Origin of the sequence: Chromobacterium haemolyticum, assembly GCF_009936155.1 — a bacterium.
GTDB lineage: Bacteria > Pseudomonadota > Gammaproteobacteria > Burkholderiales > Chromobacteriaceae > Chromobacterium > Chromobacterium haemolyticum.
Genome location: NZ_AP019312.1, coordinates 403,308 through 428,726, shown reverse-complemented (window position 1 = coordinate 428,726; position 25,419 = coordinate 403,308). Strand labels below are relative to the sequence as shown.

23 protein-coding genes and 5 tRNA genes are annotated in these 25,419 nt (G+C 58.2%); 4 read left to right on the top strand and 24 right to left on the bottom strand.

The window, feature by feature from the left end; genetic code table 11:
• Positions 1-7 precede the first annotated feature (7 nt).
• From rplW to rsmD, 24 genes are all read right to left on the bottom strand, one after another.
• Complete coding sequence (gene rplW / locus GYH29_RS01970) at positions 8-316, bottom strand: 50S ribosomal protein L23 (protein WP_019100830.1); 309 nt, start codon at positions 314-316, stop codon at positions 8-10.
• Positions 313-933: a 50S ribosomal protein L4 gene (rplD, locus tag GYH29_RS01965; RefSeq protein WP_019100829.1), complete on the bottom strand. Its 621-nt coding sequence runs from the start codon at positions 931-933 to the stop codon at positions 313-315. Before rplD ends, rplW begins: the two co-directional genes overlap by 4 nt.
• The gene (rplC, locus tag GYH29_RS01960) at positions 933-1,577 is read right to left on the bottom strand and encodes a 50S ribosomal protein L3 (protein ID WP_043594113.1); all 645 of its coding nucleotides are present in this window, start codon (positions 1,575-1,577) and stop codon (positions 933-935) included. The genes rplD and rplC overlap by 1 nt, the downstream gene beginning before the upstream one ends.
• A 158-nt stretch (positions 1,578-1,735) precedes the next feature.
• A complete protein-coding gene (gene rpsJ, locus GYH29_RS01955) occupies positions 1,736-2,047 on the bottom strand; it encodes a 30S ribosomal protein S10 (protein ID WP_011137734.1) in 312 nt (103 codons plus the stop codon).
• 15 nt (positions 2,048-2,062) lie between these two features.
• The gene (tuf, locus tag GYH29_RS01950) at positions 2,063-3,253 is read right to left on the bottom strand and encodes an elongation factor Tu (protein ID WP_081574305.1); all 1,191 of its coding nucleotides are present in this window, start codon (positions 3,251-3,253) and stop codon (positions 2,063-2,065) included.
• Positions 3,254-3,330: 77 nt separating this feature from the next.
• Positions 3,331-5,427 (bottom strand): elongation factor G, encoded by a 2,097-nt coding sequence (fusA, locus tag GYH29_RS01945; protein WP_043594665.1) that lies wholly within the window; start codon positions 5,425-5,427, stop codon positions 3,331-3,333.
• Between the two features lie 27 nt (positions 5,428-5,454).
• A complete protein-coding gene (gene rpsG, locus GYH29_RS01940; RefSeq protein WP_019103492.1) occupies positions 5,455-5,925 on the bottom strand; it encodes a 30S ribosomal protein S7 in 471 nt (156 codons plus the stop codon).
• A gap of 109 nt (positions 5,926-6,034) precedes the next feature.
• Positions 6,035-6,406 carry a 30S ribosomal protein S12 gene (gene rpsL, locus GYH29_RS01935; protein ID WP_019103491.1) on the bottom strand — a complete coding sequence of 124 codons (372 nt, stop codon included), beginning with the start codon at positions 6,404-6,406 and terminating at the stop codon, positions 6,035-6,037.
• 208 nt (positions 6,407-6,614) lie between these two features.
• Positions 6,615-10,811, bottom strand: a complete 4,197-nt coding sequence (gene rpoC / locus GYH29_RS01930) for a DNA-directed RNA polymerase subunit beta' (RefSeq protein WP_043594667.1) — start codon at positions 10,809-10,811, stop codon at positions 6,615-6,617.
• Between the two features lie 54 nt (positions 10,812-10,865).
• The gene (gene rpoB / locus GYH29_RS01925; protein WP_039755755.1) at positions 10,866-15,041 is read right to left on the bottom strand and encodes a DNA-directed RNA polymerase subunit beta; all 4,176 of its coding nucleotides are present in this window, start codon (positions 15,039-15,041) and stop codon (positions 10,866-10,868) included.
• A gap of 158 nt (positions 15,042-15,199) precedes the next feature.
• Entirely contained in the window at positions 15,200-15,571 is a 372-nt protein-coding gene (gene rplL / locus GYH29_RS01920) for a 50S ribosomal protein L7/L12 (protein WP_019102910.1), read from the bottom strand.
• A gap of 36 nt (positions 15,572-15,607) precedes the next feature.
• A complete protein-coding gene (rplJ, locus tag GYH29_RS01915; protein ID WP_039755753.1) occupies positions 15,608-16,105 on the bottom strand; it encodes a 50S ribosomal protein L10 in 498 nt (165 codons plus the stop codon).
• An 86-nt stretch (positions 16,106-16,191) separates the two neighbouring features.
• Positions 16,192-16,266 (bottom strand) — tRNA-Thr (locus GYH29_RS01910).
• Positions 16,267-16,445: 179 nt separating this feature from the next.
• Positions 16,446-17,141, bottom strand: coding sequence for a 50S ribosomal protein L1 (gene rplA, locus GYH29_RS01905; protein WP_019100247.1), 696 nt, complete (start codon positions 17,139-17,141; stop codon positions 16,446-16,448).
• Complete coding sequence (rplK, locus tag GYH29_RS01900) at positions 17,141-17,572, bottom strand: 50S ribosomal protein L11 (RefSeq protein WP_019100246.1); 432 nt, start codon at positions 17,570-17,572, stop codon at positions 17,141-17,143. Before rplK ends, rplA begins: the two co-directional genes overlap by 1 nt.
• 99 nt (positions 17,573-17,671) lie before the next feature.
• Positions 17,672-18,205, bottom strand: a complete 534-nt coding sequence (gene nusG, locus GYH29_RS01895; RefSeq protein WP_043594671.1) for a transcription termination/antitermination protein NusG — start codon at positions 18,203-18,205, stop codon at positions 17,672-17,674.
• Complete coding sequence (gene secE / locus GYH29_RS01890; RefSeq protein WP_019100014.1) at positions 18,205-18,561, bottom strand: preprotein translocase subunit SecE; 357 nt, start codon at positions 18,559-18,561, stop codon at positions 18,205-18,207. The genes nusG and secE overlap by 1 nt, the downstream gene beginning before the upstream one ends.
• Before the next feature lie 69 nt (positions 18,562-18,630).
• Positions 18,631-18,706 (bottom strand) — tRNA-Trp (locus tag GYH29_RS01885).
• Between the two features lie 11 nt (positions 18,707-18,717).
• Complete coding sequence (gene tuf / locus GYH29_RS01880; RefSeq protein WP_081555062.1) at positions 18,718-19,908, bottom strand: elongation factor Tu; 1,191 nt, start codon at positions 19,906-19,908, stop codon at positions 18,718-18,720.
• Positions 19,909-19,948: 40 nt separating this feature from the next.
• Positions 19,949-20,023, bottom strand: a tRNA-Thr gene (locus GYH29_RS01875).
• Between the two features lie 21 nt (positions 20,024-20,044).
• Positions 20,045-20,118: transfer RNA gene (locus GYH29_RS01870), tRNA-Gly, on the bottom strand.
• A gap of 53 nt (positions 20,119-20,171) precedes the next feature.
• Positions 20,172-20,256 (bottom strand) — tRNA-Tyr (locus GYH29_RS01865).
• 138 nt (positions 20,257-20,394) lie between these two features.
• Positions 20,395-20,646, bottom strand: coding sequence for a YfhL family 4Fe-4S dicluster ferredoxin (locus GYH29_RS01860; RefSeq protein ID WP_019100314.1), 252 nt, complete (start codon positions 20,644-20,646; stop codon positions 20,395-20,397).
• A 103-nt stretch (positions 20,647-20,749) separates the two neighbouring features.
• The gene (gene rsmD / locus GYH29_RS01855; protein ID WP_161523102.1) at positions 20,750-21,307 is read right to left on the bottom strand and encodes a 16S rRNA (guanine(966)-N(2))-methyltransferase RsmD; all 558 of its coding nucleotides are present in this window, start codon (positions 21,305-21,307) and stop codon (positions 20,750-20,752) included.
• Between the two features lie 237 nt (positions 21,308-21,544).
• On the opposite strand from rsmD, the gene ftsY reads away from it, so the two are divergent.
• From ftsY to rpoH, 4 genes are all read left to right on the top strand, one after another.
• A complete protein-coding gene (ftsY, locus tag GYH29_RS01850) occupies positions 21,545-22,690 on the top strand; it encodes a signal recognition particle-docking protein FtsY (protein WP_161523101.1) in 1,146 nt (381 codons plus the stop codon).
• 60 nt (positions 22,691-22,750) lie between these two features.
• The gene (ftsE, locus tag GYH29_RS01845) at positions 22,751-23,404 is read left to right on the top strand and encodes a cell division ATP-binding protein FtsE (RefSeq protein ID WP_043592279.1); all 654 of its coding nucleotides are present in this window, start codon (positions 22,751-22,753) and stop codon (positions 23,402-23,404) included.
• The gene (gene ftsX / locus GYH29_RS01840; RefSeq protein WP_019102028.1) at positions 23,401-24,309 is read left to right on the top strand and encodes a permease-like cell division protein FtsX; all 909 of its coding nucleotides are present in this window, start codon (positions 23,401-23,403) and stop codon (positions 24,307-24,309) included. The genes ftsE and ftsX overlap by 4 nt, the downstream gene beginning before the upstream one ends.
• A 185-nt stretch (positions 24,310-24,494) precedes the next feature.
• Positions 24,495-25,358, top strand: a complete 864-nt coding sequence (gene rpoH, locus GYH29_RS01835) for an RNA polymerase sigma factor RpoH (RefSeq protein WP_161523100.1) — start codon at positions 24,495-24,497, stop codon at positions 25,356-25,358.
• Positions 25,359-25,419: the final 61 nt, after the last annotated feature.

The window sequence follows — 25,419 nt, the reverse complement described above, 5'->3', positions numbered from 1 at the left end:
TATCTCCTTACTCCGCTGCGGCCGGGGTAGCGGTCAGATCAATTTCTTGACCTTCCACCAGGCTAACGTAGGCCTTTTTCCAGTCACTGCGACGACCGATGGAACGGCCAAAGCGCTTAACCTTGCCTTTGACATTCACAGTGGAAACGCCTTCAACTTTTACGTTGAACAGCATTTCAACCGCGGCCTTGATTTCGGGCTTGGTCGCGTCTTTGGCAACGCGGAACGCCATTTGCTGGTTCTTCTCAGCAATCATGGTGCTCTTTTCGGAAACGATGGGAGCAAGAATTACTTGCAACAGACGTTCTTGGTTCATGCCCACTGCTCCTCAAGTTGCTTCACAGCGTCGCGAGTGATCACGGTCTTCTTGAAGCGCAACAGGCTGTACGGATCAGCTTGAACCGCTTCGATAACCAGCACGTTCGGCAGGTTACGCGAAGAGAGATAGAGGTTTTCGCTCAGTTCGCCAGTGATGAACAAAGCCTGTTCCAGGCCCATCGGCTGAACGGTGCCAACGAATTCTTTGGTCTTCGGGCTTTCAACGTTCAGCTCGTCAACCACGATCAGACGCTCGTCGCGGACCAGCTGCGACAGAATCGCGGCCATGCCTGCACGGAACATCTTGCGGTTAACTTTCTGAGTGAAGTTCTCGTCCGGCTTGTTCGGGAAGGCACGGCCACCACCACGACGGTTCGGGGTGGAAGTCATACCGGCACGAGCGTTACCAGTACCTTTCTGACGGAAAGGCTTTTTGGTCGAGTGCTTCACTTCAGCACGGGTCAGCTGGGCGCGGTTGCCGCTACGAGCATTCGCCAGGAATGCGGTAACAACCTGATGCACCAGGGCTTCGTTGTATTCGCGGCCGAACAAAGAGTCGGACACTTGCAGGCTGCCAACAGCCTTGCCTTGGGTATTGATTACATTCAATTCCATCACGCACCCGCCTTCACGCTAGGACGAACGACTACGTCACCGTTCTTGGCGCCAGGAACAGCGCCTTTAACCAGAATCAGTTGACGCTCGGCATCGACACGAACGATTTCCAGGCACTGCACGGTGCTCTTGACGTTACCGTATTGGCCCGCCATGCGCTTACCCGGGAAAACGCGACCCGGATCTTGCGCCTGACCGATGGAACCCGGCGTGTTATGCGAACGCGAGTTACCATGGGAAGCACGGTTGGAAGAGAAGTTGTGACGCTTGATCACGCCGGAGAAGCCTTTACCTTTGGAGGTGCCGGTTACATCAACCAGTTGACCAACGGTGAAGATCTCAACAGCGATGGCATCGCCCGGCTTGAAGCTGGACAGATCGGAGGCGGTCAGCGGAAACTCGACCAGACCCAGACCTGCTTCAACGCCAGCCTTGGCGAAGTGGCCCGCGGCAGCCTTAACAACACGGCTGGCCTTTTTGGAGCCATAGGTAACCTGCACGGCATTGTAGCCGTCGGTTTCAGCAGTTTTGATTTGCGTGACGCGGTTAGCGGACATGTCCAGCACAGTTACCGGGATGGTTGCGCCATCTTCGGCAAAAATGCGGGTCATGCCGACTTTGCGACCGACAAGACCTAAACTCATGTTTATTTCCTTTTTCAGGCGCCGATTACGATTGACCGGCATAAAAAACACGACAGAAAAAACAAAAACGGACTCGCCAAAATGGCGAGTCCGCTAATGTATCACAGAAAATTCAAGAATCGCAAGAACTTAGCTCGCAAACCCTTGAACTTAAGCGATTACTGCAGCTTGATTTCCACATCCACACCGGCCGGCAGATCGAGCTTCATCAGAGCGTCGACGGTTTTGTCGGTCGGGTCCACGATGTCCATCAGACGCAGGTGAGTGCGGATTTCCAGCTGATCGCGGGAAGTCTTGTTCACGTGCGGGGAGCGCAGAACGTTGAAACGCTCGATTTTGGTCGGCAGCGGAACCGGGCCTTTAACAACGGCGCCGGTGCGCTTGGCGGTTTCAACGATTTCCTGAGCGGAGCGATCGATCAGGTTGTAATCGAAAGCCTTCAGGCGGATGCGGATTTTCTGGCTAGACATTAGATTCTCCGATCCTTAAGCGATGATCTTGGCAACAACGCCGGCGCCGACGGTACGGCCGCCTTCGCGGATGGCGAAACGCAGACCTTCTTCCATGGCGATCGGAGCGATCAGCTCAACGGTGATTTCCACGTTATCGCCCGGCATTACCATTTCAACGCCTTCCGACAGGGTTACTGCGCCCGTTACGTCGGTGGTGCGGAAGTAGAACTGCGGACGGTAGTTCGCGAAGAACGGGGTGTGACGACCACCTTCGTCTTTGCTCAGCACGTACACGGAAGCGCCGAACTTGGTGTGCGGGGTGATCGAACCCGGCTTAGCCAACACCTGGCCACGCTCAACGTCTTCACGCTTGGTGCCGCGCAGCAGCACGCCAACGTTGTCGCCGGCCTGACCTTGGTCCAGCAGCTTGCGGAACATTTCCACGCCGGTGCAAGTGGTCTTCGCGGTTGCCTTCAGGCCCACGATTTCCAGTTCTTCGCCGACTTTAACAATGCCGCGCTCTACGCGACCGGTTACCACGGTGCCGCGGCCGGAGATCGAGAACACGTCCTCGATCGGCAGCAGGAACGGCTTGTCGATGGCACGTTCCGGAGTCGGAATGTAGGAATCCAGAGCAGCCGCCAGCTTGAAGATAGCCGGCTCGCCGTATTCGGACTGGTCGCCTTCCAGCGCCAGACGAGCGGAGCCAATCACCACCGGGGTGTCGTCGCCCGGGAAGTCGTAGGAAGACAGCAGATCGCGAACTTCCATTTCAACCAGTTCCAGCAGCTCAGCGTCGTCCACCAGGTCGGCCTTGTTCAGGAACACGATGATGTACGGAACGCCAACCTGACGGGACAGCAGGATGTGCTCACGGGTTTGCGGCATCGGACCGTCAGCGGCCGAGCACACCAGGATAGCGCCGTCCATCTGAGCAGCACCGGTAATCATGTTCTTAACGTAGTCGGCGTGACCCGGGCAGTCTACGTGAGCGTAGTGACGGGACTCGGTTTCGTATTCTACGTGAGCGGTATTAATGGTAATACCGCGAGCCTTCTCTTCCGGCGCGCTGTCGATCTGGGAGTAGTCTTTGGCTTCGCCACCGAACTTCTTCGACAGAATAGTGGTGATAGCAGCGGTCAGAGTGGTTTTACCATGGTCCACGTGACCGATGGTGCCTACGTTTACGTGCGGTTTGGTCCGCTCAAACTTTTCTTTTGCCATTTTGCAAAAATCCTTAATTAAAGAACATTAGATCGGGACTGGCCAAGCCCTTACGGCTCGGCCAGCCTCAGCGCGCATTACTTGCGAGCGGCCATTACGGCATCGGCAACATGCTTCGGAGCTTCGGAGTAGTGCTTGAACTCCATCGAGTAGGTCGCACGACCCTGGGTAGCGGAACGCAGGTCGGTCGAGTAACCGAACATCTCGGCCAGCGGTACTTCGGCCTTGATCTTCTTGCCACCCAAACCATCGTCGTCCATACCCTGAACGATGCCGCGACGACGGTTCAAGTCGCCCATCACATCGCCCATGTACTCTTCCGGGGTTTCCACTTCTACCGCCATCATCGGCTCGAGGATGCACGGACCGGCGCGGCGCATGGCTTCTTTGAATGCCAGGGAGCCAGCCAGTTCGAACGCGATCTGCGAGGAGTCGACGTCGTGGTAGGAACCGAAGGTCAGACGCACGGTAACGTCAACCACCGGGAAGCCGGCGAGAATACCGCTGGACAGGGTGTTCTGAATACCCTTGTCCACGGACGGGATGAATTCACGCGGAATCACGCCACCCTTGATCTCGTCGACAAACTTGTAGCCATTACCCTCGCCGGACGGCTCCAGGGTAATAACCGCGTGACCGTACTGACCCTTACCACCGGACTGCTTGACGTGCTTGCCGTCAACATCGGTAACGGTTTTGGTAATGGTTTCACGGTACGCCACTTGCGGAGCGCCAACGTTGGCTTCAACGCCAAATTCGCGCTTCATGCGGTCAACCAGAATTTCCAGGTGCAGTTCGCCCATACCGGAAATAATGGTCTGGCCGGATTCTTCGTCGGTACGCACGCGGAACGACGGGTCTTCCTTGGCCAGGCGGTTCAGGGCAACGCCCATCTTCTCCTGGTCGGCCTTGGTTTTCGGCTCAACGGCAACGTGAATCACCGGCTCCGGGAACTCCATGCGCTCCAGGATGATGTTGGCGTTCAGGTCGCACAGGGTTTCACCCGTGGTCACTTCTTTCAGGCCGATGGCGGCGGCGATGTCGCCGGCACGCACTTCTTCCAGCTCGATACGGTCGTTCGCCATCATCTGCACGATACGGCCGATACGCTCTTTCTTGCCCTTGATGGAGTTCAGCACGGTATCACCGGACTTAACCACACCAGAGTAGACGCGGAAGAAGGTCAGCTGACCGACGTACGGGTCGTTCATCAGTTTGAACGCCAGAGCCGAGAACGGCTCGTCGTCGGAAGCGTGACGTTCCGCCGGCTTGCCGTCGGTCTCACCAGCGATGGCCGGGATGTCGATCGGAGCCGGCAGCAGCTCAACCACGGCGTCCAGCATGCGCTGTACACCCTTGTTCTTGAACGCGGAGCCGCACAGCATCGGCTGGATTTCGCACTTCAGGGTACGCTCGCGCAGACCGGCGATGATTTCTTCCTCGGTCAGCGTCTCGCCGCCCAAGTACTTGTCCATCATTTCTTCGCTGGCCTCAGCCGCGGCTTCAACCATCTTCTCGCGCCATTCTTCGGCCACGGAAACCAGGTCGGCCGGGATCTCGCCGTATTCGAATTTCATGCCCTGGGAAGCTTCATCCCAGATAATGGCCTTCATTTTCAGCAGATCAACCACGCCGGTGAAGCCGTCTTCAGCGCCGATAGGCACTACGATGGGCACCGGGTTGCCGCGCAGGCGAGTTTTCACCTGTTCAACCGCACGGAAGAAGTTGGCGCCTTGACGGTCCATCTTGTTCACGAAAGCGATACGCGGAACTTTGTACTTGTTAGCCTGACGCCATACGGTTTCAGACTGGGGCTGAACGCCGCCCACCGCGCAGTACACCATCACCGCGCCGTCCAGCACACGCATGGAACGCTCTACCTCAATGGTAAAGTCCACGTGTCCCGGGGTGTCGATGATGTTGAAACGGTGCTCGGGGAACTGCATCCCCATACCCTTCCAGAAGGTGGTCACAGCAGCGGAGGTGATGGTAATGCCACGCTCCTGCTCTTGCTCCATCCAGTCGGTGGTGGCAGCGCCGTCATGAACCTCGCCCAGCTTGTGGTTCACACCGGTGTAAAACAGAATACGCTCGGTAGTGGTCGTCTTACCGGCGTCAATGTGAGCGGAGATACCGATGTTACGGTAACGCTCAATGGGGGTTTTCCTTGCCACGATCTACACCTTAAATAGTGGGTCTGCTTAGAAGCGGAAGTGCGAGAAGGCTTTGTTGGCTTCTGCCATGCGGTGCACTTCGTCACGCTTCTTCATCGCGCCGCCACGGCCTTCGGCCGCGTCGAGCAATTCACCAGCCAGGCGCAGGTCCATGGACTTTTCGCCGCGCTTGCGCGCAGCGTCGCGCAGCCAACGCATGGCCAGAGCCATACGACGCGACGGACGTACTTCAACAGGAACTTGATAGTTGGCACCGCCTACACGGCGGCTTTTTACTTCAACAACCGGCTTGGCGTTGGCCAGAGCGGTGTTGAATACTTCCAGGGCATTCTTGCCGGATTTCTTTTCGATCTGCTCCAAAGCACCGTAAATGATGCGCTCTGCAACGGATTTCTTGCCATCGATCATGACTACGTTCATGAACTTGGACAGGTCCTGGGAACCGAACTTCGGATCCGGCAGGATTTCGCGCTTGGGGACTTCTCTGCGACGTGGCATGTTACTTCCTTAGATTATTCAGTTGAGCTTTGGCTCATGACTACCCAATGGAGCAGTCACTTACTAGACGACCCTGAGTGTTGATCAGGCCGCCTTGAGAGCACCCCAATTACTTAGGACGCTTGGCGCCGTATTTGGAACGAGCCTGTTTACGGTCTTTAACACCTGCGGTGTCGAGGGAGCCGCGAACGGTGTGGTAGCGAACACCCGGCAAGTCTTTTACACGACCGCCGCGGAGCAGCACTACGGAGTGTTCCTGCAGGTTGTGGCCTTCACCACCGATGTAGGAAATCACTTCGAAACCGTTGGTCAGACGAACCTTGCACACTTTACGCAGAGCCGAGTTCGGCTTCTTCGGAGTGGTGGTGTAGACACGGGTGCACACGCCACGCTTCTGCGGGCAGGCTTCCAGCGCAGGCACCTTGCTCTTCGCCTTGATGGCGACGCGGCCTTTGCGAACGAGTTGGTTAATGGTTGGCATTACTATCAGTTCCTAGTTGAAGCTCTCCAACGGCAACACGCCGCCAGAAAGGACGGAGGATTATATTTTAGTCAACGTCCCACCGTCAATGAAAACAACGCTGCCCTATCACCTTAACCGTTGATAGGGCAGCGTTTTTTCAACACTTTGCGTCAGGGCCGTCCGCAAGCGGGCAATTCCGCCTCTTTCCGGCCAAGACGACTAAGCGTTATTCGTTGCTGTCGAGCGCATCCGCCGGAGCGATATCGAAGAACTGGGCTTCGGCCGCTTCCAAGGTGTGCTGCGTCGAACCGCGACGGGTGCGGTGGTAAGCCAGACCGGTACCCGCCGGGATCAGACGACCGACAATCACGTTTTCCTTCAGGCCGCGCAGGTCGTCCTTCTTGCCCATGATGGCCGCTTCGGTCAGCACGCGAGTGGTTTCCTGGAAGGAAGCCGCGGAGATGAACGAGTCGGTGGACAAGGACGCCTTCGTGATACCCAGCAGCACGTTTTCGTACTGCGCAGGCTCTTTGCCTTCCGCCAGCATCTTGTCGTTCATTTCCAGCGCGTCGGCGCGCTCCACCTGTTCGCCCTGGATGAAGTCGGTATCGCCGCTGTCGGAGATGATCACGCGACGCAGCATCTGGCGAATGATCACCTCGATGTGCTTGTCGTTGATCTTCACGCCCTGCAGACGATAAACCTCCTGCACCTCTTGGACGATGTAGCGGGCCAGCGCCTCGATGCCCTGCAGACGCAGGATGTCGTGCGGGTCCACCGGACCGTCGACGATGGATTCGCCGCGATTCACCACTTGACCGTCGTGCACCAGCACGTGCTTGTCTTTCGGGATCAGGTTTTCGTAACCGTTGCCTTCCAGATCGGTGATGATCAGACGTTGCTTGCCCTTGGTGTCCTTGCCGAAGGAGATCGTACCAGTCACTTCCGCCAGCATGCCGGCGTCTTTCGGCGAACGCGCTTCAAACAGCTCGGCCACGCGCGGCAGACCACCGGTAATATCGCGGGTCTTGGACGATTCCTGCGGGATGCGGGCCAGCACTTCGCCCTTGCCCACTTCCTGACCGTCGCGCACCGTAATAATGGCGCCCACCTGGAAGGTGATCGATACCGAGGCTTCGGAACCGGCCAGCTTCACTTCGTTGCCGTTGTCGTCCAGCAGCTTCACCAACGGACGCAGCATCTTGGACTGCGAACCGGCGCGGCGCTTCGGATCGATCACGACCAGCGTCGACAGACCCGTTACTTCGTCGGTCTGCTTGGCAACGGTGTTGCCCTCTTCCACGTTCTCGAACTTCACGCGGCCCGCGTACTCGGTGATGATCGGACGGGTATGCGGATCCCAAGTGGCCAGCACGGCGCCAGCCTTGATCTGCAGACCGTCAGTCACCATCAGCGTCGCGCCGTACGGCACTTTGTGACGCTCGCGCTCGCGGCCCATATCATCGTGAATCACCACTTCGCCGGAGCGGGTGATGACGATGAGTTCGCCCTTGGTGTTCGCCACGTAGCGCATCTGGCTGGAGAAGCGCACGGTGCCGTTGGACTTGCCCTCTACCTGGCTAGCGGCGGCGTTACGAGAAGCCGCGCCACCGATGTGGAAGGTACGCATGGTCAGCTGGGTGCCCGGTTCGCCAATGGACTGGGCGGCGATCACGCCGATGGCTTCGCCGGCGTTGACGCGCTTGCCGCGCGCCAGGTCGCGACCATAGCACTTGGCGCACAGACCGTAGCGGGTGTCGCAAGTGATGGCGGTACGCACCTTCACTTCGTCGATGCCCAGGCTGTCGACTACGTCCACCAGATGCTCGTCCAGCAAAGAACCGGCTTCGATCACGGTTTCACCGGTAGACGGATCCACCAGATCGATCGCGGCCACGCGGCCCAGGATGCGGTCGCGCAACGGTTCGATCACGTCGCCGCCCTGCAGCACGGCCTTCATGGTGAAGCCGTTGCTGGTGCCGCAATCGTCCTCGATCACCACCAAATCCTGGGTCACGTCGACCAGACGACGAGTCAGGTAACCGGAGTTCGCGGTCTTCAAGGCGGTATCCGCCAGACCCTTACGCGCACCGTGGGTGGAAATAAAGTACTGCAATACGGTCAGGCCTTCGCGGAAGTTCGCGGTAATCGGCGTTTCGATAATCGAGCCGTCCGGCTTGGCCATCAAACCCCGCATACCGGCCAGCTGCTTGATCTGGGCTGCGGAACCCCGCGCGCCCGAGTCGGCCATCATGTAAATGGAGTTGAAGGACTCTTGATCGACTTCCTTGCCTTCGCGGTCCAGGACCTTCTGCTTGGACAGCTCGTCCATCATCGCCTTGGCGATCTTGTCGCCGGTACGGCCCCAGATGTCCACTACCTTGTTGTAGCGTTCGCCCTGGGTCACCAGACCTTGACGATACTGCTCTTCAATCTCTTTGACTTCCTTCTGCGCGTCGGCGAGCAGATCGACCTTCTTGGCCGGGATCTGCATATCGTCCACGCAAATGGAGATGCCGCCGCGGGTGGAGTAGGCAAAACCGGTGTACATCAACTGGTCGGCGAAGATCACCGTGTCGCGGATGCCGCAACGACGGAACGAAACGTTGATCAGTTTCGAGATTTCTTTCTTCTTCAGCGCCTTGTTGATGTGCTCGAACGGCAAGCCTTTCGGCAGGATGTCGGACAAAATAGCGCGGCCCACGGTGGTGTCGTAACGCTTGATCACCGGCTGGAACTCGCCCTGCTCGTCTTTTTCCCACTCGCGCAGACGCACGGTGATGCGCGTCGCCAGCTCAACCTGACGGGTTTCGTAGGCGCGATGCACTTCCTTGGTGTCCGCAAACACCATGCCTTCGCCCTTGCCGTTCACCTTGTCGCGGGTCATGTAGTACAGACCCAATACGATATCTTGCGACGGCACGATGATCGGATCGCCGTTGGCCGGGGACAGCACGTTGTTGGTGGCCAGCATCAGAGTGCGGGCTTCCATCTGCGCTTCCAGCGACAGCGGCACGTGAACAGCCATCTGGTCACCGTCGAAGTCGGCGTTGAACGCCGCGCAGACCAGCGGATGCAGCTGGATGGCCTTGCCTTCGATCAGCACCGGCTCGAACGCCTGAATGCCCAAACGGTGCAGCGTAGGCGCACGGTTCAGCAGAACCGGATGTTCGCGGATCACGTCTTCCAGGATGTCCCAGACTTCCGGCACTTCCTGCTCTACCAGCTTCTTGGCCGCCTTGATGGTGGATGCCAGACCCATCACTTCCAACTTGTGGAAGATGAAGGGCTTGAACAGTTCCAGCGCCATCTTCTTAGGCAGGCCGCACTGATGCAGACGCAGAGTCGGGCCCACGGTAATCACGGAACGACCGGAGTAGTCCACACGCTTACCCAGCAAGTTCTGACGGAAACGACCGCCCTTGCCCTTGATCATGTCGGCCAGCGATTTCAGCGGACGCTTGTTGGCACCGGTCATCGCCTTACCGCGACGGCCGTTGTCCAGCAGCGAGTCAACCGATTCCTGCAGCATGCGCTTCTCGTTGCGCACGATGATATCCGGCGCGCGCAGTTCCAGCAGGCGCTTCAGGCGGTTGTTCCGGTTGATCACGCGGCGGTACAGATCGTTCAGATCGGAAGTCGCGAAGCGACCGCCGTCCAACGGCACCAGCGGACGCAGTTCCGGCGGCAGCACCGGCAGCACTTCCAGAATCATCCACTCCGGCTTCATGCCGGAACGCTGGAAGGCCTCCAGCACTTTCAGGCGCTTGGAGATCTTCTTGATCTTGGTGTCGGAGCTGGTGGCCTTGAGCTCGGCGCGCAGGGTCTCGATCTCGCTGTCCAGGTTCAGCTTCTTCAGCAATTCCTTGACGGCTTCGGCGCCCATCATGGCGACGAACTCTTCACCGTACTGGTCTTCCTTGTCCAGGAAGTCCTCTTCGGTCAGCAGCTGACGATATTGCAGCGGGGTCATGCCCGGATCGGTCACCACGAACGCTTCAAAGTACAGCACGCGCTCGATGTCGCGCAGCGTCATGTCCAGCACCATGCCCAGACGCGACGGCAGCGACTTCAGGAACCAGATGTGCGCGGTCGGGCTGGCCAACTCGATGTGGCCCATGCGCTCGCGACGCACCTTGGACAAGGTGACTTCCACGCCGCACTTCTCGCAGATCACGCCGCGATGCTTCAGGCGCTTGTACTTGCCGCACAAGCATTCATAGTCCTTCACCGGGCCGAAGATGCGCGCGCAGAACAGGCCGTCGCGTTCCGGTTTGAAGGTACGATAGTTGATGGTTTCAGGCTTTTTTACTTCACCATAAGACCAGGAACGGATCTTGTCAGGCGAGGCGATGCCGATCTTAATCGCATCAAACTCTTCTTCTTGCGTAACTTGCTTAAAGAGGTCGAGCAGAGCTTTCATTGCGTCTCCAGTCAGGGGACAGGCGCGGCGGTTTGCCGCGCCCATTCAACCCAATCAATAACGTTCCAGGTCCATGTCGAGGCCGAGCGAACGGATTTCCTTCACCAGCACGTTGAAGGATTCCGGCATGCCGGCATCGATCTTGTGCTCGCCCTTCACGATGTTCTCGTACACCTTGGTACGACCGGTCACATCGTCCGACTTCACGGTCAGCATTTCCTGCAGAGTGTAGGCGGCGCCGTAAGCTTCCAGCGCCCACACCTCCATCTCACCGAAACGCTGGCCGCCGAACTGGGCCTTACCGCCCAGCGGCTGCTGGGTCACCAGCGAGTACGGGCCGGTGGAACGCGCGTGCATCTTGTCGTCGACCAGGTGATGCAGCTTCAGATAGTGCATCACGCCCACGGTGACCTTGCGGTCGAAAGCTTCGCCGGAGCGGCCATCGTACAAGGTCATCTGAGTCTTGGACTCATTAAAGCCCATTTTCTGGGTCAGCGGGTCGTCTTCCGGATAGGCCAGATCCAGCATGTGCTTGATCTCGGTCTCCTTGGCGCCGTCGAATACCGGCGTGGCGAACGGCATGCCCTTGCGCAGGTTGTCCGCCAGGGACAGGACTTCGTCCTCGCTCAGCGAAGCGATGTCTTCGGCCTTGCCGGCTTCGTTGTAGATGCGCTCCAGGTAGCCACGGATCTCGGCGGCGGACTGCTGCTCCTTGACCATGCGGTCAATACGCTCGCCAATACCCTTGGCGGCCCAGCCCAGATGCACTTCCAGGATCTGACCGATGTTCATACGCGACGGTACGCCCAGCGGGTTCAGCACGATGTCGACCGGACGACCGTCGCCCATGTACGGCATGTCTTCGATCGGCAGAATGCGCGACACCACACCCTTGTTACCGTGGCGGCCGGCCATCTTGTCGCCCGCCTGCAGGCGGCGCTTAACGGCCAGATATACCTTGACCATCTTTTGCACGCCCGGCGGCAGTTCATCGCCCTGGGTCAGCTTGCGCTTTTTGTCTTCGAACTTGAGATCGAATTCTTCGCGCTTCTGCGCCAGGCTTTCCTTGATCAGCTCCAGCTGCTTGGCGATGTCTTCATCCGACATGCGGATGTCGAACCAATCATGCTTGGACGGCAGGTCGGCCAGGTATTCCTGATCGATAACCGTGCCCTTCATCAGGCGCTTCGGACCGCCGTTGGCAACCTTGCCCACGATCAAACGCTCAATACGGCTGAAGGCGTCGTTGTCGAAAATACGCAGCTGGTCGTTCAGGTCCAGACGATAGCGCTTCAGTTCCGAATCAATGATGGACTGAGCGCGCTTGTCGCGCTCGATGCCTTCGCGGGTGAACACCTGAACGTCGATCACCGTGCCCACGGTGCCGGTCGGCACGCGCAGCGAGGTGTCCTTCACGTCGGAAGCCTTCTCGCCGAAAATCGCGCGCAGCAGCTTCTCTTCCGGCGTCAGCTGGGTTTCGCCCTTAGGCGTCACCTTGCCCACCAGCACGTCGCCCGCCTCAACTTCGGCGCCGATGTACACAATGCCGGATTCATCCAGACGGCCGGCCATGCGCTCGGACAGGTTCGGGATGTCGCGGGTAATTTCCTCAGGTCCCAGCTTGGTGTCGCGGGCAACCACGGACAGTTCTTCGATATGGATCGAGGTGTAGCGGTCTTCGGCGACCAGCTTCTCCGAGATCAGGATCGAGTCCTCGTAGTTGTAACCGTTCCACGGCATGAAGGCGATGGTCATGTTCTGACCCAACGCCAGTTCGCCCAGGTCGGTGGAGGCGCCGTCGGCCACCACGTCGCCGCGCGCGATGCGGTCGCCCACTTTCACGATCGGACGCTGGTTGATGTTGGTGTTCTGGTTGGAACGGGTGAACTTGGTCAGATTGTAGATATCCACACCCACTTCGCCCGCGGTCGCTTCCTCGTCATTGACGCGAATCACCACACGGCCGGCATCGACATAGTCGACCACGCCGCCACGGCGCGCCACGACGGTGGTGCCGGAGTCTACCGCCACCGAGCGCTCGATACCGGTGCCCACCAGAGCTTTTTCCGGACGCAGGCAAGGCACGGCCTGGCGTTGCATGTTGGCGCCCATCAATGCGCGGTTGGCGTCATCGTGCTCCAGGAACGGAATCAGCGAGGCGGCAACGGACACCACCTGGCCAGTGGCCACGTCCATGTACTGTACGCGGTCCGGGGTCGCCAGAATGGTTTCACCCTTTTCGCGGCAGGTCACCAGCTCGTCGATCAGCTTGCCCTCTTCGCTCAGCTCGGCGTTGGCCTGAGCAATCACGTAGCGGCCTTCTTCGATCGCAGACAGGTAATCGATCTCGTTGGTGACCTTACTGTCCACCACTTTGCGGTACGGCGTTTCCAGGAAGCCGAACTCGTTGGTGCGCGCAAACACGGACAGCGAGTTGATCAGACCAATGTTCGGGCCTTCCGGCGTTTCGATCGGGCATACACGGCCATAGTGGGTCGGATGCACGTCTCGCACTTCGAAGCCGGCGCGTTCGCGGGTCAAACCGCCCGGGCCCAGGGCCGATACGCGGCGCTTGTGGGTGATCTCGGACAGCGGGTTGGTCTGATCCATGAACTGGGACAGCTGCGAGGAACCAAAGAATTCCTTGATCGCGGCGGATACCGGCTTGGCATTGATCAGGTCATGCGGCATCAGGTTGTCGGATTCCGCCTGGTTCAGACGTTCCTTGACCGCGCGCTCGACGCGCACCAGACCGGCACGGAACTGGTTCTCGGCCAATTCGCCCACCGAACGCACGCGACGGTTGCCCAAGTGATCGATGTCGTCCACTTCGCCGCGGCCATTGCGCAGCTCGGTGAGGATGGCGATCACGGAAACGATGTCTTCAGTCGACAACGTGCCTTCCATCACATCGCGACGGCCGGCGAACTTCTCACCGATCAGAACCTTGAACCACTCCGGAGTCTTGTCGTCGAACTTGTACTGATAAGTGCGCGAGCTGAACTTCATGCGGCCCACGCGCGACAGGTCGTAGGTTTCTTCGCTGAAGAACAGGCGCTGGAACAACGCTTCCACCGCGTCTTCAGTCGGCGGTTCGCCCGGGCGCATCATGCGGTAGATTGCCACGCGAGCTTGCAGCTGGTCCTGAATATCGTCTGCGCGCAGGGTCTGCGAAATATAGGAGCCCTGGTCCAGGTCATTGGTGAACAGCACTTCCACCTGCTGGATGTCCGCCAGCGCCAGCTTGGCCAGCACTTCCTCGGTGATCTCGTCGTTGGCACGCGCAATCAGTTCACCGGTATCGGTATTGGCGACATTGTGCGCCAGCACCTTGCCCAGCAACGCGTCGGCAGGCACTTCGATGCGATCCAGCTCAGCAGTCTGGATGTCGCGGATGTGCTTGGCGGTGATGCGCTTGTCCTTGGCCACGATCAGCTTGCCATCGGCGGCAACGATGTCGAACTTGGCCACTTCACCCTTCAGACGATCCGGCACCACGCGCATGAACACGCCGCCTTTGGTCAGATAGAAGGTGTCGAAGCTGTAGAACTCGGACAGGATTTCTTCGTTGGTGTAACCCAGCGCCTTCAGCAAAATGGTCACCGGCATCTTGCGACGACGGTCAATACGGAAGTACAGCAGGTCTTTCGGATCAAACTCGAAGTCCAGCCAGGAACCGCGGTAAGGAATCACGCGGGCGGAGAACAGCAGCTTGCCGGAGGAATGAGTCTTGCCGCGGTCGTGCTCGAAGAAAACGCCCGGGGAACGGTGCAACTGAGAAACGATGACGCGCTCGGTACCGTTGATGATGAACGAACCATTGGTCGTCATCAGCGGAATCTCGCCCATGTACACTTCGTTCTCGCGCACTTCCTTCACTACAGGCTTGGAAGACTCTTTATCGAAAATGGTCAGGCGGATGCGCGCGCGCAGCGGAGCGGCGTAAGTGATGCCGCGCAGCTGGCACTCCTGCACGTCGAACGGCGGCTCGCCCAAGATGTAATGAGCGAAATCCAAACGCGCGTAGCCATTGTGGCTGATGATCGGATAGATCGATTTGAACGCAGCCTGAAGGCCCACATCCCTACGCTGGTCAAGCGGCACACCCAACTGGAGAAATTCGGTGTAGGAATCAATCTGGGTCGCCAACAGGAATGGGACATCGAGAACACTGGCACGCTTCGCAAAACTTTTACGAATACGCTTCTTCTCAGTAAACGAATAACTCATAGAGTCTCCATCGAGGTGGGGTGGCGCAAGCAAGAAACCAAAAGTCAGCAGCCACGCTCAATAATTGCTGGCTTTTACCTTCTTCGTTTCGGCCAACTACAAGCGCAATAAGGCTGGCGGATTACTCCGCCAGCCTCACCCTCTTTTTTCAAAGAAGATTATTTGATTTCAGCCTTAGCACCGGCTTCGGTCAGCTGTTTCAGGATGTCGTCGGCTTCAGCCTTCGCCACGCCTTCTTTCAGGGCTTTCGGAGCGCCGTCAACCAGGTCTTTGGCTTCTTTCAGGCCCAGACCGGTGATTGCGCGCACAACCTTGATCACGCCAACCTTGTTGTCGCCAGCGCCAGTCAGGATAACGTCAAACTCGGTTTTTTCTTCAGCGGCAGCAGCGCCGGCGCCAGCCGGGCCAGCAACAGCAACAGCAGCGGCGGAAACGCCGAACTTCTCTTCGAACGCCTTAACCAGGTCGTTCAGTTCCATCACGGTCAGACCAGCAACGGCCTCGAGGATGTCTTCTTTGGTGATTGCCATGTGAAAATCTCCTGAATTCTATAAGAATCAAATAAGTTAAGCGGCTTCGGCTTGCTTCTTGTCGGACAGGGCGGCCAGCGCGCGGGCGAAGCCAGCGACCGGAGCCTGCATAACGTAGAGAAGCTTGGACAGCAGTTCTTCGCGGCTCGGGATGGACGCAAGCTCAGCAACCTGAGCGGCGTTCAGCACCTGGCCATCGTAGGAACCTGCCTTGACGATGATTTTGTCGTCAGCCTTGGCATATTGATGCAGCACCTTGGCAGCAGCTACCGGGTCGGCGGAAACAGCGTAAACCAGCGGGCCGACCATTTGGTCAGCCAGACCGGCAAACGGAGTGCCTTCCACAGCACGGCGCACCAGCGTGTTCTTCAGAACGCGCAGGTATACGCCATTCTCACGCGCCTGAGCGCGGAGTTTGGTCATGCTGCTTACCTCGATGCCCCGATATTCAGCGATAACGAGGGTCTGAGCGTCTGCCAGCGTGGCAGATACTTCAGCTACGACCGCCTTTTTATCTTCGATATTGAGACTCAAGGTCTACCTCCTAGACTGAAATGAAGCGAAAGGATTTTCGCTTCGCTTTGCAGCGGCGACCTACATCAGGAGACATCATAAAGAACTGGTGCTCATGGGCGGAATTGAACCGCCGACCTCTCCCTTACCAAGGGAGTGCTCTACCCCTGAGCTACATGAGCTTGAACTTTGTTCAGAAGCCTGTTTCGGGTACACCATCTGCGTAGGTTGCGGACTTCCATACAAGCAAATCTGCGATTAAGCCTTGCGGCGCCTACGGTCTTTGACAACCTGACAAGCAAGCTTGCCAGCCCAAAGCCTTGGCGAGACGGCGAACCGTCCCGCCAAACTCAAACAGCGATTAAGCGCTGATCGAGTTGGTATCTACACGAGCGCCGACACCCATGGTGCTGGATACGGCGATCTTTTTCAGATACACGCCCTTGGAAGCTGCCGGCTTGGCTTTCACCAAGGCATCAACCAGAGCGGAGAAGTTTTCACGCAGAGCTTCGGCTTCGAAGGAAGCGCGACCGATGGTGGCGTGAACGATACCGGCCTTGTCGGTACGGTATTGAACCTGACCGGCTTTGGCGTTTTTCACGGCCTCGGCTACGTTCGGGGTCACGGTGCCAACCTTCGGGTTCGGCATCAGGCCGCGCGGGCCCAGGATCTGACCCAGCTGACCCACAACGCGCATGGCGTCCGGGGAGGCGATCACGATGTCGAAGTCCAGGTTGCCGGCTTTAACCTGCTCGGCCAGGTCGTCGAAACCAACGACTTCGGCGCCAGCGGCTTTAGCGGCTTCAGCGTTCGCGCCTTGGGCGAACACGGCTACACGTACCGACTTGCCGGTGCCGCGCGGCAGAACCACGGAGCCACGAACCACTTGGTCGGATTTGCGCGGGTCCACGCCCAGGTTTACGGCGATGTCGATAGACTCGTCGAACTTGGCGGTGGCGGCGGCTTTCACCAGGGAAATCGCTTCGTCGATTGCGTACAGCTTATTGCGATCAACGCTAGCCTTCAGAGCCTGCAAGCGCTTGGAAACCTTAGCCATTACACGCCCTCCACTTCCAGACCCATCGAACGGGCGGAGCCGGCGATGGTGCGAACAGCAGCGTCAAGATCGGCAGCGGTCAGGTCCGGCTGCTTGGTCTTGGCGATTTCTTCCAGCTGAGCGCGAGTCACTTTACCCACCTTGTCCACATGCGCCTTAGCGGAGCCGGACTTGATGCCAGCAGCCTTCTTCAGAAGGATGGTGGCCGGCGGGGTCTTCATGATGAAGGTGAAAGACTTGTCCGCGAATGCGGTAATCACCACAGGAATCGGCAGACCCGGCTCAACGCCTTGAGTCGCGGCGTTGAACGCCTTGCAGAATTCCATGATGTTCAAACCACGCTGACCCAGAGCCGGGCCGATCGGCGGCGACGGATTGGCTTTACCAGCGGGCACTTGCAGCTTGATATAGCCGACAATTTTCTTTGCCACGATTAAACTCCTAGTTTGGGTATAACGCGAGCGTCAACTCGCTTCCCGACGAAAGCGCAACAGTATACACGCCTAAAAAACACTTGCCAAGAGGCAGGCTTACAACTTTTCAACCTGACTGAATTCGAGCTCAACAGGGGTGTCGCGACCAAAAATCTGCACCGACACTCGCAGCTTGTTGCGCTCGTAGTTCACCTCATCGACGGAACCATTGAAGTCATTGAACGGGCCGTCGATGACGCGCACCTTCTCACCCACCTCAAACAGAACTTTCGGCTTCGGCTTCTCCACACCCTCTTGCATCTGCTGCATGATGGCCTCGACTTCCTTCTTGGAAATCGGCGCGGGGCGATTGGCGGTACCGCCAACAAAACCGGTCACCTTCGGAGTGCTCTTAACCAGGTGCCAGGTATCGTCGGTCATTTCCATCTCAACCAACACATAACCCGGGAAAAACTTGCGCTCGGTAATGGAGCGTCGACCGTTCTTCACGTCAACAACCTCCTCTACCGGCACCAGAATCTGGCCAAACTGATCGGCGACGTCAGAACGCTCAATGCGCTCGCGCAGCGCCTTTTGCACGCTCTTTTCAAAGCCCGAGTAAGCGTGAACCACATACCAGCGCATTGCCATTATTTACCTCGACCAAGAATCACATCATAAAACAACCAAGACAGACTGGAGTCCACCAACCACATGAACAAGGCCAGCACCAGCACGAAAACAAACACCATGCCGGTCATCTGCATCGCCTCTTTGCGAGTCGGCCACACCACCTTGCGCGCCTCAACCAGAGACTCATTGGCGTAAGAGACAAAACTCTTCCCCGGCTGCGACAACCAGATCGCGCCAACCGCCAGAACCACACCGGCCACAAACGAAAGCGCGCGCAAAATACCCTGATCCGCCGGAATCATGTAAAAGCCGACGATACCAGCCGCCACCAGCAAACCGGCCAGCGCCAGCTTGATTTTATCTTGCATTTCCATGTCGATATCTTCTCAATGCGCGTATGCGACAAAAGACCAACCGGCGCACAAGCGCCGGCTGGTCTTAATTGGCAGGCCAGGAGGGTCTCGAACCCCCAACCCTCGGTTTTGGAGACCGATACTCTACCAATTGAGCTACTGGCCTTTAAACTTTAATTAAGCGATGATCTTGGCAACAACGCCGGCGCCGACGGTACGGCCGCCCTCGCGGATGGCGAAACGCAGACCTTCTTCCATGGCGATCGGAGCGATCAGCTCAACGGTGATTTCCACGTTATCGCCCGGCATTACCATTTCAACGCCTTCCGACAGGGTTACTGCGCCCGTTACGTCGGTGGTGCGGAAGTAGAACTGCGGACGGTAGTTCGCGAAGAACGGGGTGTGACGGCCACCTTCGTCTTTGCTCAGCACGTACACGGAAGCGCCGAACTTGGTGTGCGGGGTGATGGTACCCGGCTTGGCCAACACCTGGCCACGCTCAACGTCTTCACGCTTGGTGCCGCGCAGCAGCACGCCAACGTTGTCGCCCGCCTGACCTTGGTCCAGCAGCTTGCGGAACATTTCCACGCCGGTGCAAGTGGTCTTCGCGGTTGCCTTCAGGCCCACGATTTCCAGTTCTTCGCCGACTTTAACAATGCCGCGCTCTACGCGACCGGTTACCACGGTGCCGCGACCGGAGATCGAGAACACGTCCTCGATCGGCAGCAGGAACGGCTTGTCGATGGCGCGTTCCGGAGTCGGAATGTAGGAATCCAGAGCAGCAGCCAGCTTGAAGATGGCCGGTTCGCCGTATTCGGACTGGTCGCCTTCCAGCGCCAGACGAGCGGAGCCGATCACCACCGGGGTGTCGTCGCCCGGGAAGTCGTAGGAAGACAGCAGATCGCGAACTTCCATTTCAACCAGTTCCAGCAGCTCAGCGTCATCCACCAGGTCGGCCTTGTTCAGGAACACGATGATGTACGGAACGCCAACCTGACGGGACAGCAGGATGTGTTCGCGGGTTTGCGGCATCGGACCGTCAGCGGCCGAGCACACCAGGATAGCGCCGTCCATCTGGGCAGCACCGGTAATCATGTTCTTAACGTAGTCGGCGTGACCCGGGCAGTCTACGTGAGCGTAGTGACGGGACTCGGTTTCGTATTCTACGTGAGCGGTATTAATGGTAATACCGCGAGCCTTCTCTTCCGGCGCGCTGTCGATCTGGGAGTAGTCTTTGGCTTCGCCACCGAACTTCTTCGACAGAATAGTGGTGATAGCAGCGGTCAGAGTGGTTTTACCATGGTCCACGTGACCGATGGTGCCGACGTTTACGTGCGGTTTAGTCCGCTCGAACTTTTCCTTAGCCATGGCAAAATTTCCTGGATACGAAACAACACAAAGTAAATGGTGGTGCCCATGGGCAGAATTGAACTGCCGACCTCTCCCTTACCAAGGGAGTGCTCTACCCCTGAGCTACATGGGCCCTTCAAACAGGCTACACGCTTGGAGCGGGTGAAGGGAATCGAACCCTCGTCGTAAGCTTGGAAGGCTTCTGCTCTACCATTGAGCTACACCCGCCTGCAACAACAACCTCGAGCAACTTTCGTCGCACACGCCAAGACGCTAAATTCTGGTGGAGGGAGAAGGATTCGAACCTTCGAAGGCTGAGCCGTCAGATTTACAGTCTGATCCCTTTGACCGCTCGGGAATCCCTCCTGAAAGAGACCCGAATATTATAGATAGCCCCAATGGCCGTCAACCGGTTTTTGCATTTTTTTCCAATTATTTTGCGGACAAAAGCAAAGCGCCCCGGCAAGCCTGGGGCGCTTTCAATAAATTCAAAAGCTTAGCAGTTCACGCCTGCCCAGAAATCCGCAGATATTTCTGATGCAACGCCTCCTGCGTCTCCTCGTGAGACGGATCCAGGGGGATGCAATCGACCGGACAGACCTGCTGGCATTGCGGTTCGTCGTAGTGGCCAACGCACTGGGTGCACAGATTGGGGTCGATTTGATAGATTTCCTCACCCTGGGAAATCGCGTTATTGGGGCACTCCGGCTCACAGACGTCGCAGTTGATGCATTCGTCGGTAATCATCAAAGACATAGTAAATTCCTCAAGTATTCCACAGCATGAATTCTGTCACCCGACAGTCGGGCTCGCAAGTTCGCCCCGTTATATATTTATGAGAGCGCGGCGAACAAACCGCTCAGCCTGGCTCCGCCGCCCGGCGCAACAAACCGTAATGCACCTGGCCGGCCTTGGCCCGCTTCAGCACCTCCCAGCCCGGCAATTCCTCGGGCCAGCGGCGGCTCTCGATATATGCCAGACCGTCCTCGCTCATCACTTGAGCCAGCATAGGCAAAACCTGGGCCAGCAAATCGGAGTCAAACGGCGGATCGACGAAAACGACGTCAAAACGCTCCCGACAGACCTTCAGATACGCCAAGGCGTCGAACTGCGCCACATCGATGCTAGCAACCGACAACAATAGCCGGTTGGCCTTTAGGGACTCGGCCACCGTGCGGGACTTCTCCACCATCACCACGCGACGCGCTTCGCGAGAAGCCGCTTCGAAGCCCAGCGCCCCGCTGCCGGCGAAGAGATCCAGACAGGATTTGCCGTACAGTTGCTGGCCCAACCAATTGAACAAGGTTTCCCGCACACGGTCCGGCGTTGGCCGCAAACCCTGAGCGTCGGGAAACGGCAATAGCCGGCGCCGATACTCGCCACCTATGATTCTGACCGTGTTACGCGACTGACTCATAATTCCAAGCTCAAAAAACAAGGGGCTGAGTGTAACCCGATCCGCGTCATTGCGCCTCATTGTCGCGCAAACCGGCCACTATCTGTCGCACCTCGCGCCACAAAAAACCATCTATTCCTTATATATAGATTTCAACGATCCCATAGCTCCACCCGCCTCTGCGCTGCAACAATTGGGTACGCATCTCCATTTGAGGATACAATTTAGCCATTTACCGAATTCTGCCGGCCTTAACGCATGTTTAGCTTCTTCAAAAGAAAACCCCAGTCCGAGCCCACGCCCCCGACAACAGTCCAAACGGAGCCTGCGGCCGACGCTCAAACCATCATTCCGCCCGAAGTGGCCGCCCCTGCCATCCAACAACCGGAAACACGCGCGCCCGAGCAGCGTCACTCCACGGCAGCACCCGCCGAAGCCGCCCCAGCCTCGACGCGCGCCGACACGCCGCCCGAGCCCCCTCAGGTTTCTCTGAAAAAAATGAGCTGGGCGGAACGCCTGAAAGCCGGCCTGTCAAAAACCCGCGACAAGCTGGGGAAATCCCTGGCTGGTCTGTTTGGCGGCGGCAAGATCGACGAAGAGTTGTACGAGGAACTGGAAACCGTTCTGCTCACAGCCGACATGGGGGTGGACGCCACACAGCACCTGCTCGACGACGTGCGCGAGCGTGTTTCGCTGAAAGGGCTGAAGGATGCTTCTGAACTGAAAGACGCATTGAAAGGGTCGCTCAGCGATTTGATCTCGCCACTGGAAAAACCGCTGGACGTTAGCGGCAAGAAACCCTTCGTCATCATGATGGCCGGCGTCAACGGCGCCGGCAAGACTACTTCGATAGGCAAGCTGGCCAAGTACTATCAAAGCCAGGGCAAGAGCGTGCTGCTGGCTGCCGGCGACACCTTCCGCGCCGCGGCGCGCGAACAGCTGATGGCCTGGGGCGAGCGCAACAACGTCACCGTAATCGCCCAGCAAGGGGGCGACTCCGCCGCCGTTTGCTACGACGCGATTCAAGCCGCGGTCGCCCGCGGCATCGACATCGTGCTGGCAGACACCGCTGGCCGCCTGCCCACCCAACTGCACCTCATGGAAGAGATCAAGAAGGTAAAGCGGGTAATCCAAAAGGCTTTGCCGGACGCGCCGCATGAAATCATCCTGGTTCTGGACGCCAATATCGGCCAGAACGCCATCACTCAGGTCAAGACTTTTGACGACGCCCTCGGCCTGACCGGGCTAATCTTGAGCAAGCTGGACGGCACCGCCAAGGGCGGCGTAATCGCGGCCATCGCCAAACAACGCCCCGTTCCGCTGCGCTTTATCGGTGTAGGCGAAAGCATAGACGACCTGCGGCCGTTCAAGACCAAGGACTACATCGACGCGCTGTTCGACTGAACGCATCAGCCATTGCAAGCTCTCACTCTTGCCGTCACCAGCTAACGCGGGAACAGAATAATGATCCAGTTCGACCAGGTCACCAAACGCTACCCAGGTGGCAACGAAGCTCTGAAAAACCTGTCTTTCAACATTGATACCGGTGAGATGGTCTTTCTCGCCGGCCATTCCGGCGCCGGCAAATCCACCTTGCTCAAGCTCATCGCCGGCATAGAGCGCGCCACTGCGGGCGGCGTGGTGGTCAACGGCCAGAACCTGTCCAAGCTGCGCTCCAGCCAGATCCCCTATGTGCGCCAGCACATCGGCCTTGTCTTCCAGGACCACAAGATCCTGTTCGACCGCAGCGTGTTCGACAATGTGATGCTGCCCTTGGACATTATCGGCTTTGACCGCCGCGACGCCGCCAAGCGCGTGCGCGCAGCGCTGGACAAGGTTGGTTTGCTCGGCAAGGAAAAGAGCATGCCGATCCGCCTGTCAGGCGGCGAACAACAGCGCCTGTGCATCGCCCGAGCCGTGGTGCACCGCCCCAGCATCCTGCTGGCCGACGAACCCTCGGCCAATCTGGATCGCGCTTATGCGCTGGACATCATGGAATTGTTCAAATCCTTCCACCAGGTGGGCGTCACGGTGCTCATCTCCGCTCACGATGAAACCCTGATGGAAGACTACGGCCGCCGAATCATTCGCCTGCGGGAAGGACAATTTGCCGCATGAAACATTATCTCTATCTGAACTGGCAAAGCGCCAAACAAGCGCTGATCAAAATTTTGCGCCAACCTTTCGGCAGCTTTTTGACCTTGTTGATGCTGTCGCTGGCACTGGCCTTGCCACTCTCGCTTTATTTGACCGTCAGCAGCGTGCAGGACTGGGTGGGCCGCTTGAGCGCCACGCCGCAAATCACCTTGTTCATGGAGCAATCATCGGAAGAAGCGGATCTCGCCGCGGTCACTTCCACCTTAACCCATCACCCCAAGGTCAAGAGCTACAGCTTCGTCAGCAAGAACAAGGCGCTGGCGGACATGGAGAAACGCAACGGCCTGCCGGGTTTGGCCGATGGCCTGGACAGCAACCCACTGCCGGACGCCTTCGTCGTCACGCCTAAGGCGCTGGAGCCCCGCGAACTGGAGATGCTGCAAAAGGAACTGTCCGGCCTGCCCATGGTGGAACAAGCGCAGTTCGACGCAGACTGGGCAAAGCGCCTGTACGGCATGGTGGAAATGGGCAAGCATCTGACCTGGTTCATGGGCATCGCCTTGGGACTGGCGCTGGTGCTGGTGACCAATAACGCAATCCGCATGCAGATCCTGGCGCGGCAGGACGAAATCGAGGTCTCTAAATTGATAGGCGCGCCGGACAGTTTCATCCGCCGCCCTTTCATGTACCACGCGATGTGGCAAGGCATCCTGGCTGGCTTGGCCGCTTGGGCGCTGACAGGCTGGTTGACCTCGGTCGCCAACCCGGCTATTCGCGAATTCGCCCAGTTGTACGGCGAACGGGTGGAGCTGCGCAATCTGAGCCCGGTCGAACTGGCCGTCGCCGTCGCCGTCTCCGCCCTACTGGCGATGCTAGGCGCCCGCCTCGCTTCCGACCATCATCTACGCAAGATAGAACCCAAATGAAACGCGGCCGCTTGCCAGCGCATGTAAGCGGCGCAACAACTGTTAATCAGAGCAGACAACGTCGGCGCATCGGCTGCGTTACTATCGAGCCGATAGGAAAAATCATTGACGCTGGAACCTTTCATTGCTAGCACTCTCCATATACGAGTGCTAACATATCACTACCCAAGGAGGTAGTTATACAGATGACCACAACATTTGCTTTGCCCGTCCCGTCCACCAGCGGCAGCCTGGAGCAATACATCCAAGCTGTTAACAGCGTACCCATGCTGACGCCTGAGCAGGAAAACGAGCTTGCAACGCGCTTTCAGGAGCAAAACGACCTGGAAGCCGCGCGCCAGCTGGTGCTCTCGCACCTGCGCGTGGTGGTATCAATTTCCCGCGGCTACTCCGGTTACGGTTTGCCGCAAGCCGACTTGATTCAAGAAGGCAATATTGGCCTGATGAAGGCCGTCAAGCGCTTCGAACCCGATCGCGGCGTGCGCCTGTTCTCTTTTGCCGTGCACTGGATCAAGGCCGAGATTCACGAATTCATCCTGCGCAACTGGCGCTTGGTGCGCATTGCCACCACCAAGCCTCAGCGTAAGTTGTTCTTTAATTTGCGCAGCATGAAGAGCAGTTTCTCCGCGCTGTCGGAAAACGAGGCCCGCCAAATCGCAGCCGATCTAGGCGTCAAGCCGGAAGAAGTCCGCGAAATGGAAACCCGTATGAGCGGCCAGGACGTCGCCTTGCTGGCTGACGACAATGACGACGACGGCTACGCGCCGATCGACTGGCTGGCGGACCATCACAATGAGCCAACCCGCGAGCTTGAACGCCGCGCGTTCGACCATCTACAGACCGAAGGCCTGCAGCAGGCCTTGGCCACGCTGGACCCGCGCAGCCGCCGCATCGTTGAAGCGCGCTGGCTGGCCGACGACAGCGGCTCCACGCTGCATGAGCTGGCAGCCGAATTCGGCGTATCCGCTGAGCGTATCCGTCAGATTGAGGCCAAGGCACTGAGCAAGATGAAGACCGCGCTCAGTCAGGGCGTGGTGATCGAAGGCTAAATAAACCCTTCCCCGCTCAATAAAAAACCACAGGCCAAGGCCTGTGGTTTTTTTGTGTCCT

What these genes read in the sequence shown, in the direction of transcription:
- rpsG (WP_019103492.1), bottom strand. Translation starts at nt 5,925, where the DNA reads ATGCCACGTCGCAGAGAAGTCCCCAAGCGCGAAATCCTGCCGGATCCG.
- ftsX (WP_019102028.1), top strand. Translation starts at nt 23,401, where the DNA reads ATGAAACATTATCTCTATCTGAACTGGCAAAGCGCCAAACAAGCGCTG.
- secE (WP_019100014.1), bottom strand. Translation starts at nt 18,561, where the DNA reads ATGGAAATGCAAGATAAAATCAAGCTGGCGCTGGCCGGTTTGCTGGTG.
- rplL (WP_019102910.1), bottom strand. Translation starts at nt 15,571, where the DNA reads ATGGCAATCACCAAAGAAGACATCCTCGAGGCCGTTGCTGGTCTGACC.
- rpsL (WP_019103491.1), bottom strand. Translation starts at nt 6,406, where the DNA reads ATGCCAACCATTAACCAACTCGTTCGCAAAGGCCGCGTCGCCATCAAG.
- ftsY (WP_161523101.1), top strand. Translation starts at nt 21,545, where the DNA reads ATGTTTAGCTTCTTCAAAAGAAAACCCCAGTCCGAGCCCACGCCCCCG.
- rplD (WP_019100829.1), bottom strand. Translation starts at nt 933, where the DNA reads ATGGAATTGAATGTAATCAATACCCAAGGCAAGGCTGTTGGCAGCCTG.
- rpoC (WP_043594667.1), bottom strand. Translation starts at nt 10,811, where the DNA reads ATGAAAGCTCTGCTCGACCTCTTTAAGCAAGTTACGCAAGAAGAAGAG.
- rpsJ (WP_011137734.1), bottom strand. Translation starts at nt 2,047, where the DNA reads ATGTCTAGCCAGAAAATCCGCATCCGCCTGAAGGCTTTCGATTACAAC.
- GYH29_RS01860 (WP_019100314.1), bottom strand. Translation starts at nt 20,646, where the DNA reads ATGTCTTTGATGATTACCGACGAATGCATCAACTGCGACGTCTGTGAG.
- ftsE (WP_043592279.1), top strand. Translation starts at nt 22,751, where the DNA reads ATGATCCAGTTCGACCAGGTCACCAAACGCTACCCAGGTGGCAACGAA.
- rplA (WP_019100247.1), bottom strand. Translation starts at nt 17,141, where the DNA reads ATGGCTAAGGTTTCCAAGCGCTTGCAGGCTCTGAAGGCTAGCGTTGAT.
- rsmD (WP_161523102.1), bottom strand. Translation starts at nt 21,307, where the DNA reads ATGAGTCAGTCGCGTAACACGGTCAGAATCATAGGTGGCGAGTATCGG.
- rpoH (WP_161523100.1), top strand. Translation starts at nt 24,495, where the DNA reads ATGACCACAACATTTGCTTTGCCCGTCCCGTCCACCAGCGGCAGCCTG.
- rplW (WP_019100830.1), bottom strand. Translation starts at nt 316, where the DNA reads ATGAACCAAGAACGTCTGTTGCAAGTAATTCTTGCTCCCATCGTTTCC.
- tuf (WP_081574305.1), bottom strand. Translation starts at nt 3,253, where the DNA reads ATGGCAAAAGAAAAGTTTGAGCGGACCAAACCGCACGTAAACGTAGGC.
- rplC (WP_043594113.1), bottom strand. Translation starts at nt 1,577, where the DNA reads ATGAGTTTAGGTCTTGTCGGTCGCAAAGTCGGCATGACCCGCATTTTT.
- nusG (WP_043594671.1), bottom strand. Translation starts at nt 18,205, where the DNA reads ATGGCAATGCGCTGGTATGTGGTTCACGCTTACTCGGGCTTTGAAAAG.
- tuf (WP_081555062.1), bottom strand. Translation starts at nt 19,908, where the DNA reads ATGGCTAAGGAAAAGTTCGAGCGGACTAAACCGCACGTAAACGTCGGC.
- rpoB (WP_039755755.1), bottom strand. Translation starts at nt 15,041, where the DNA reads ATGAGTTATTCGTTTACTGAGAAGAAGCGTATTCGTAAAAGTTTTGCG.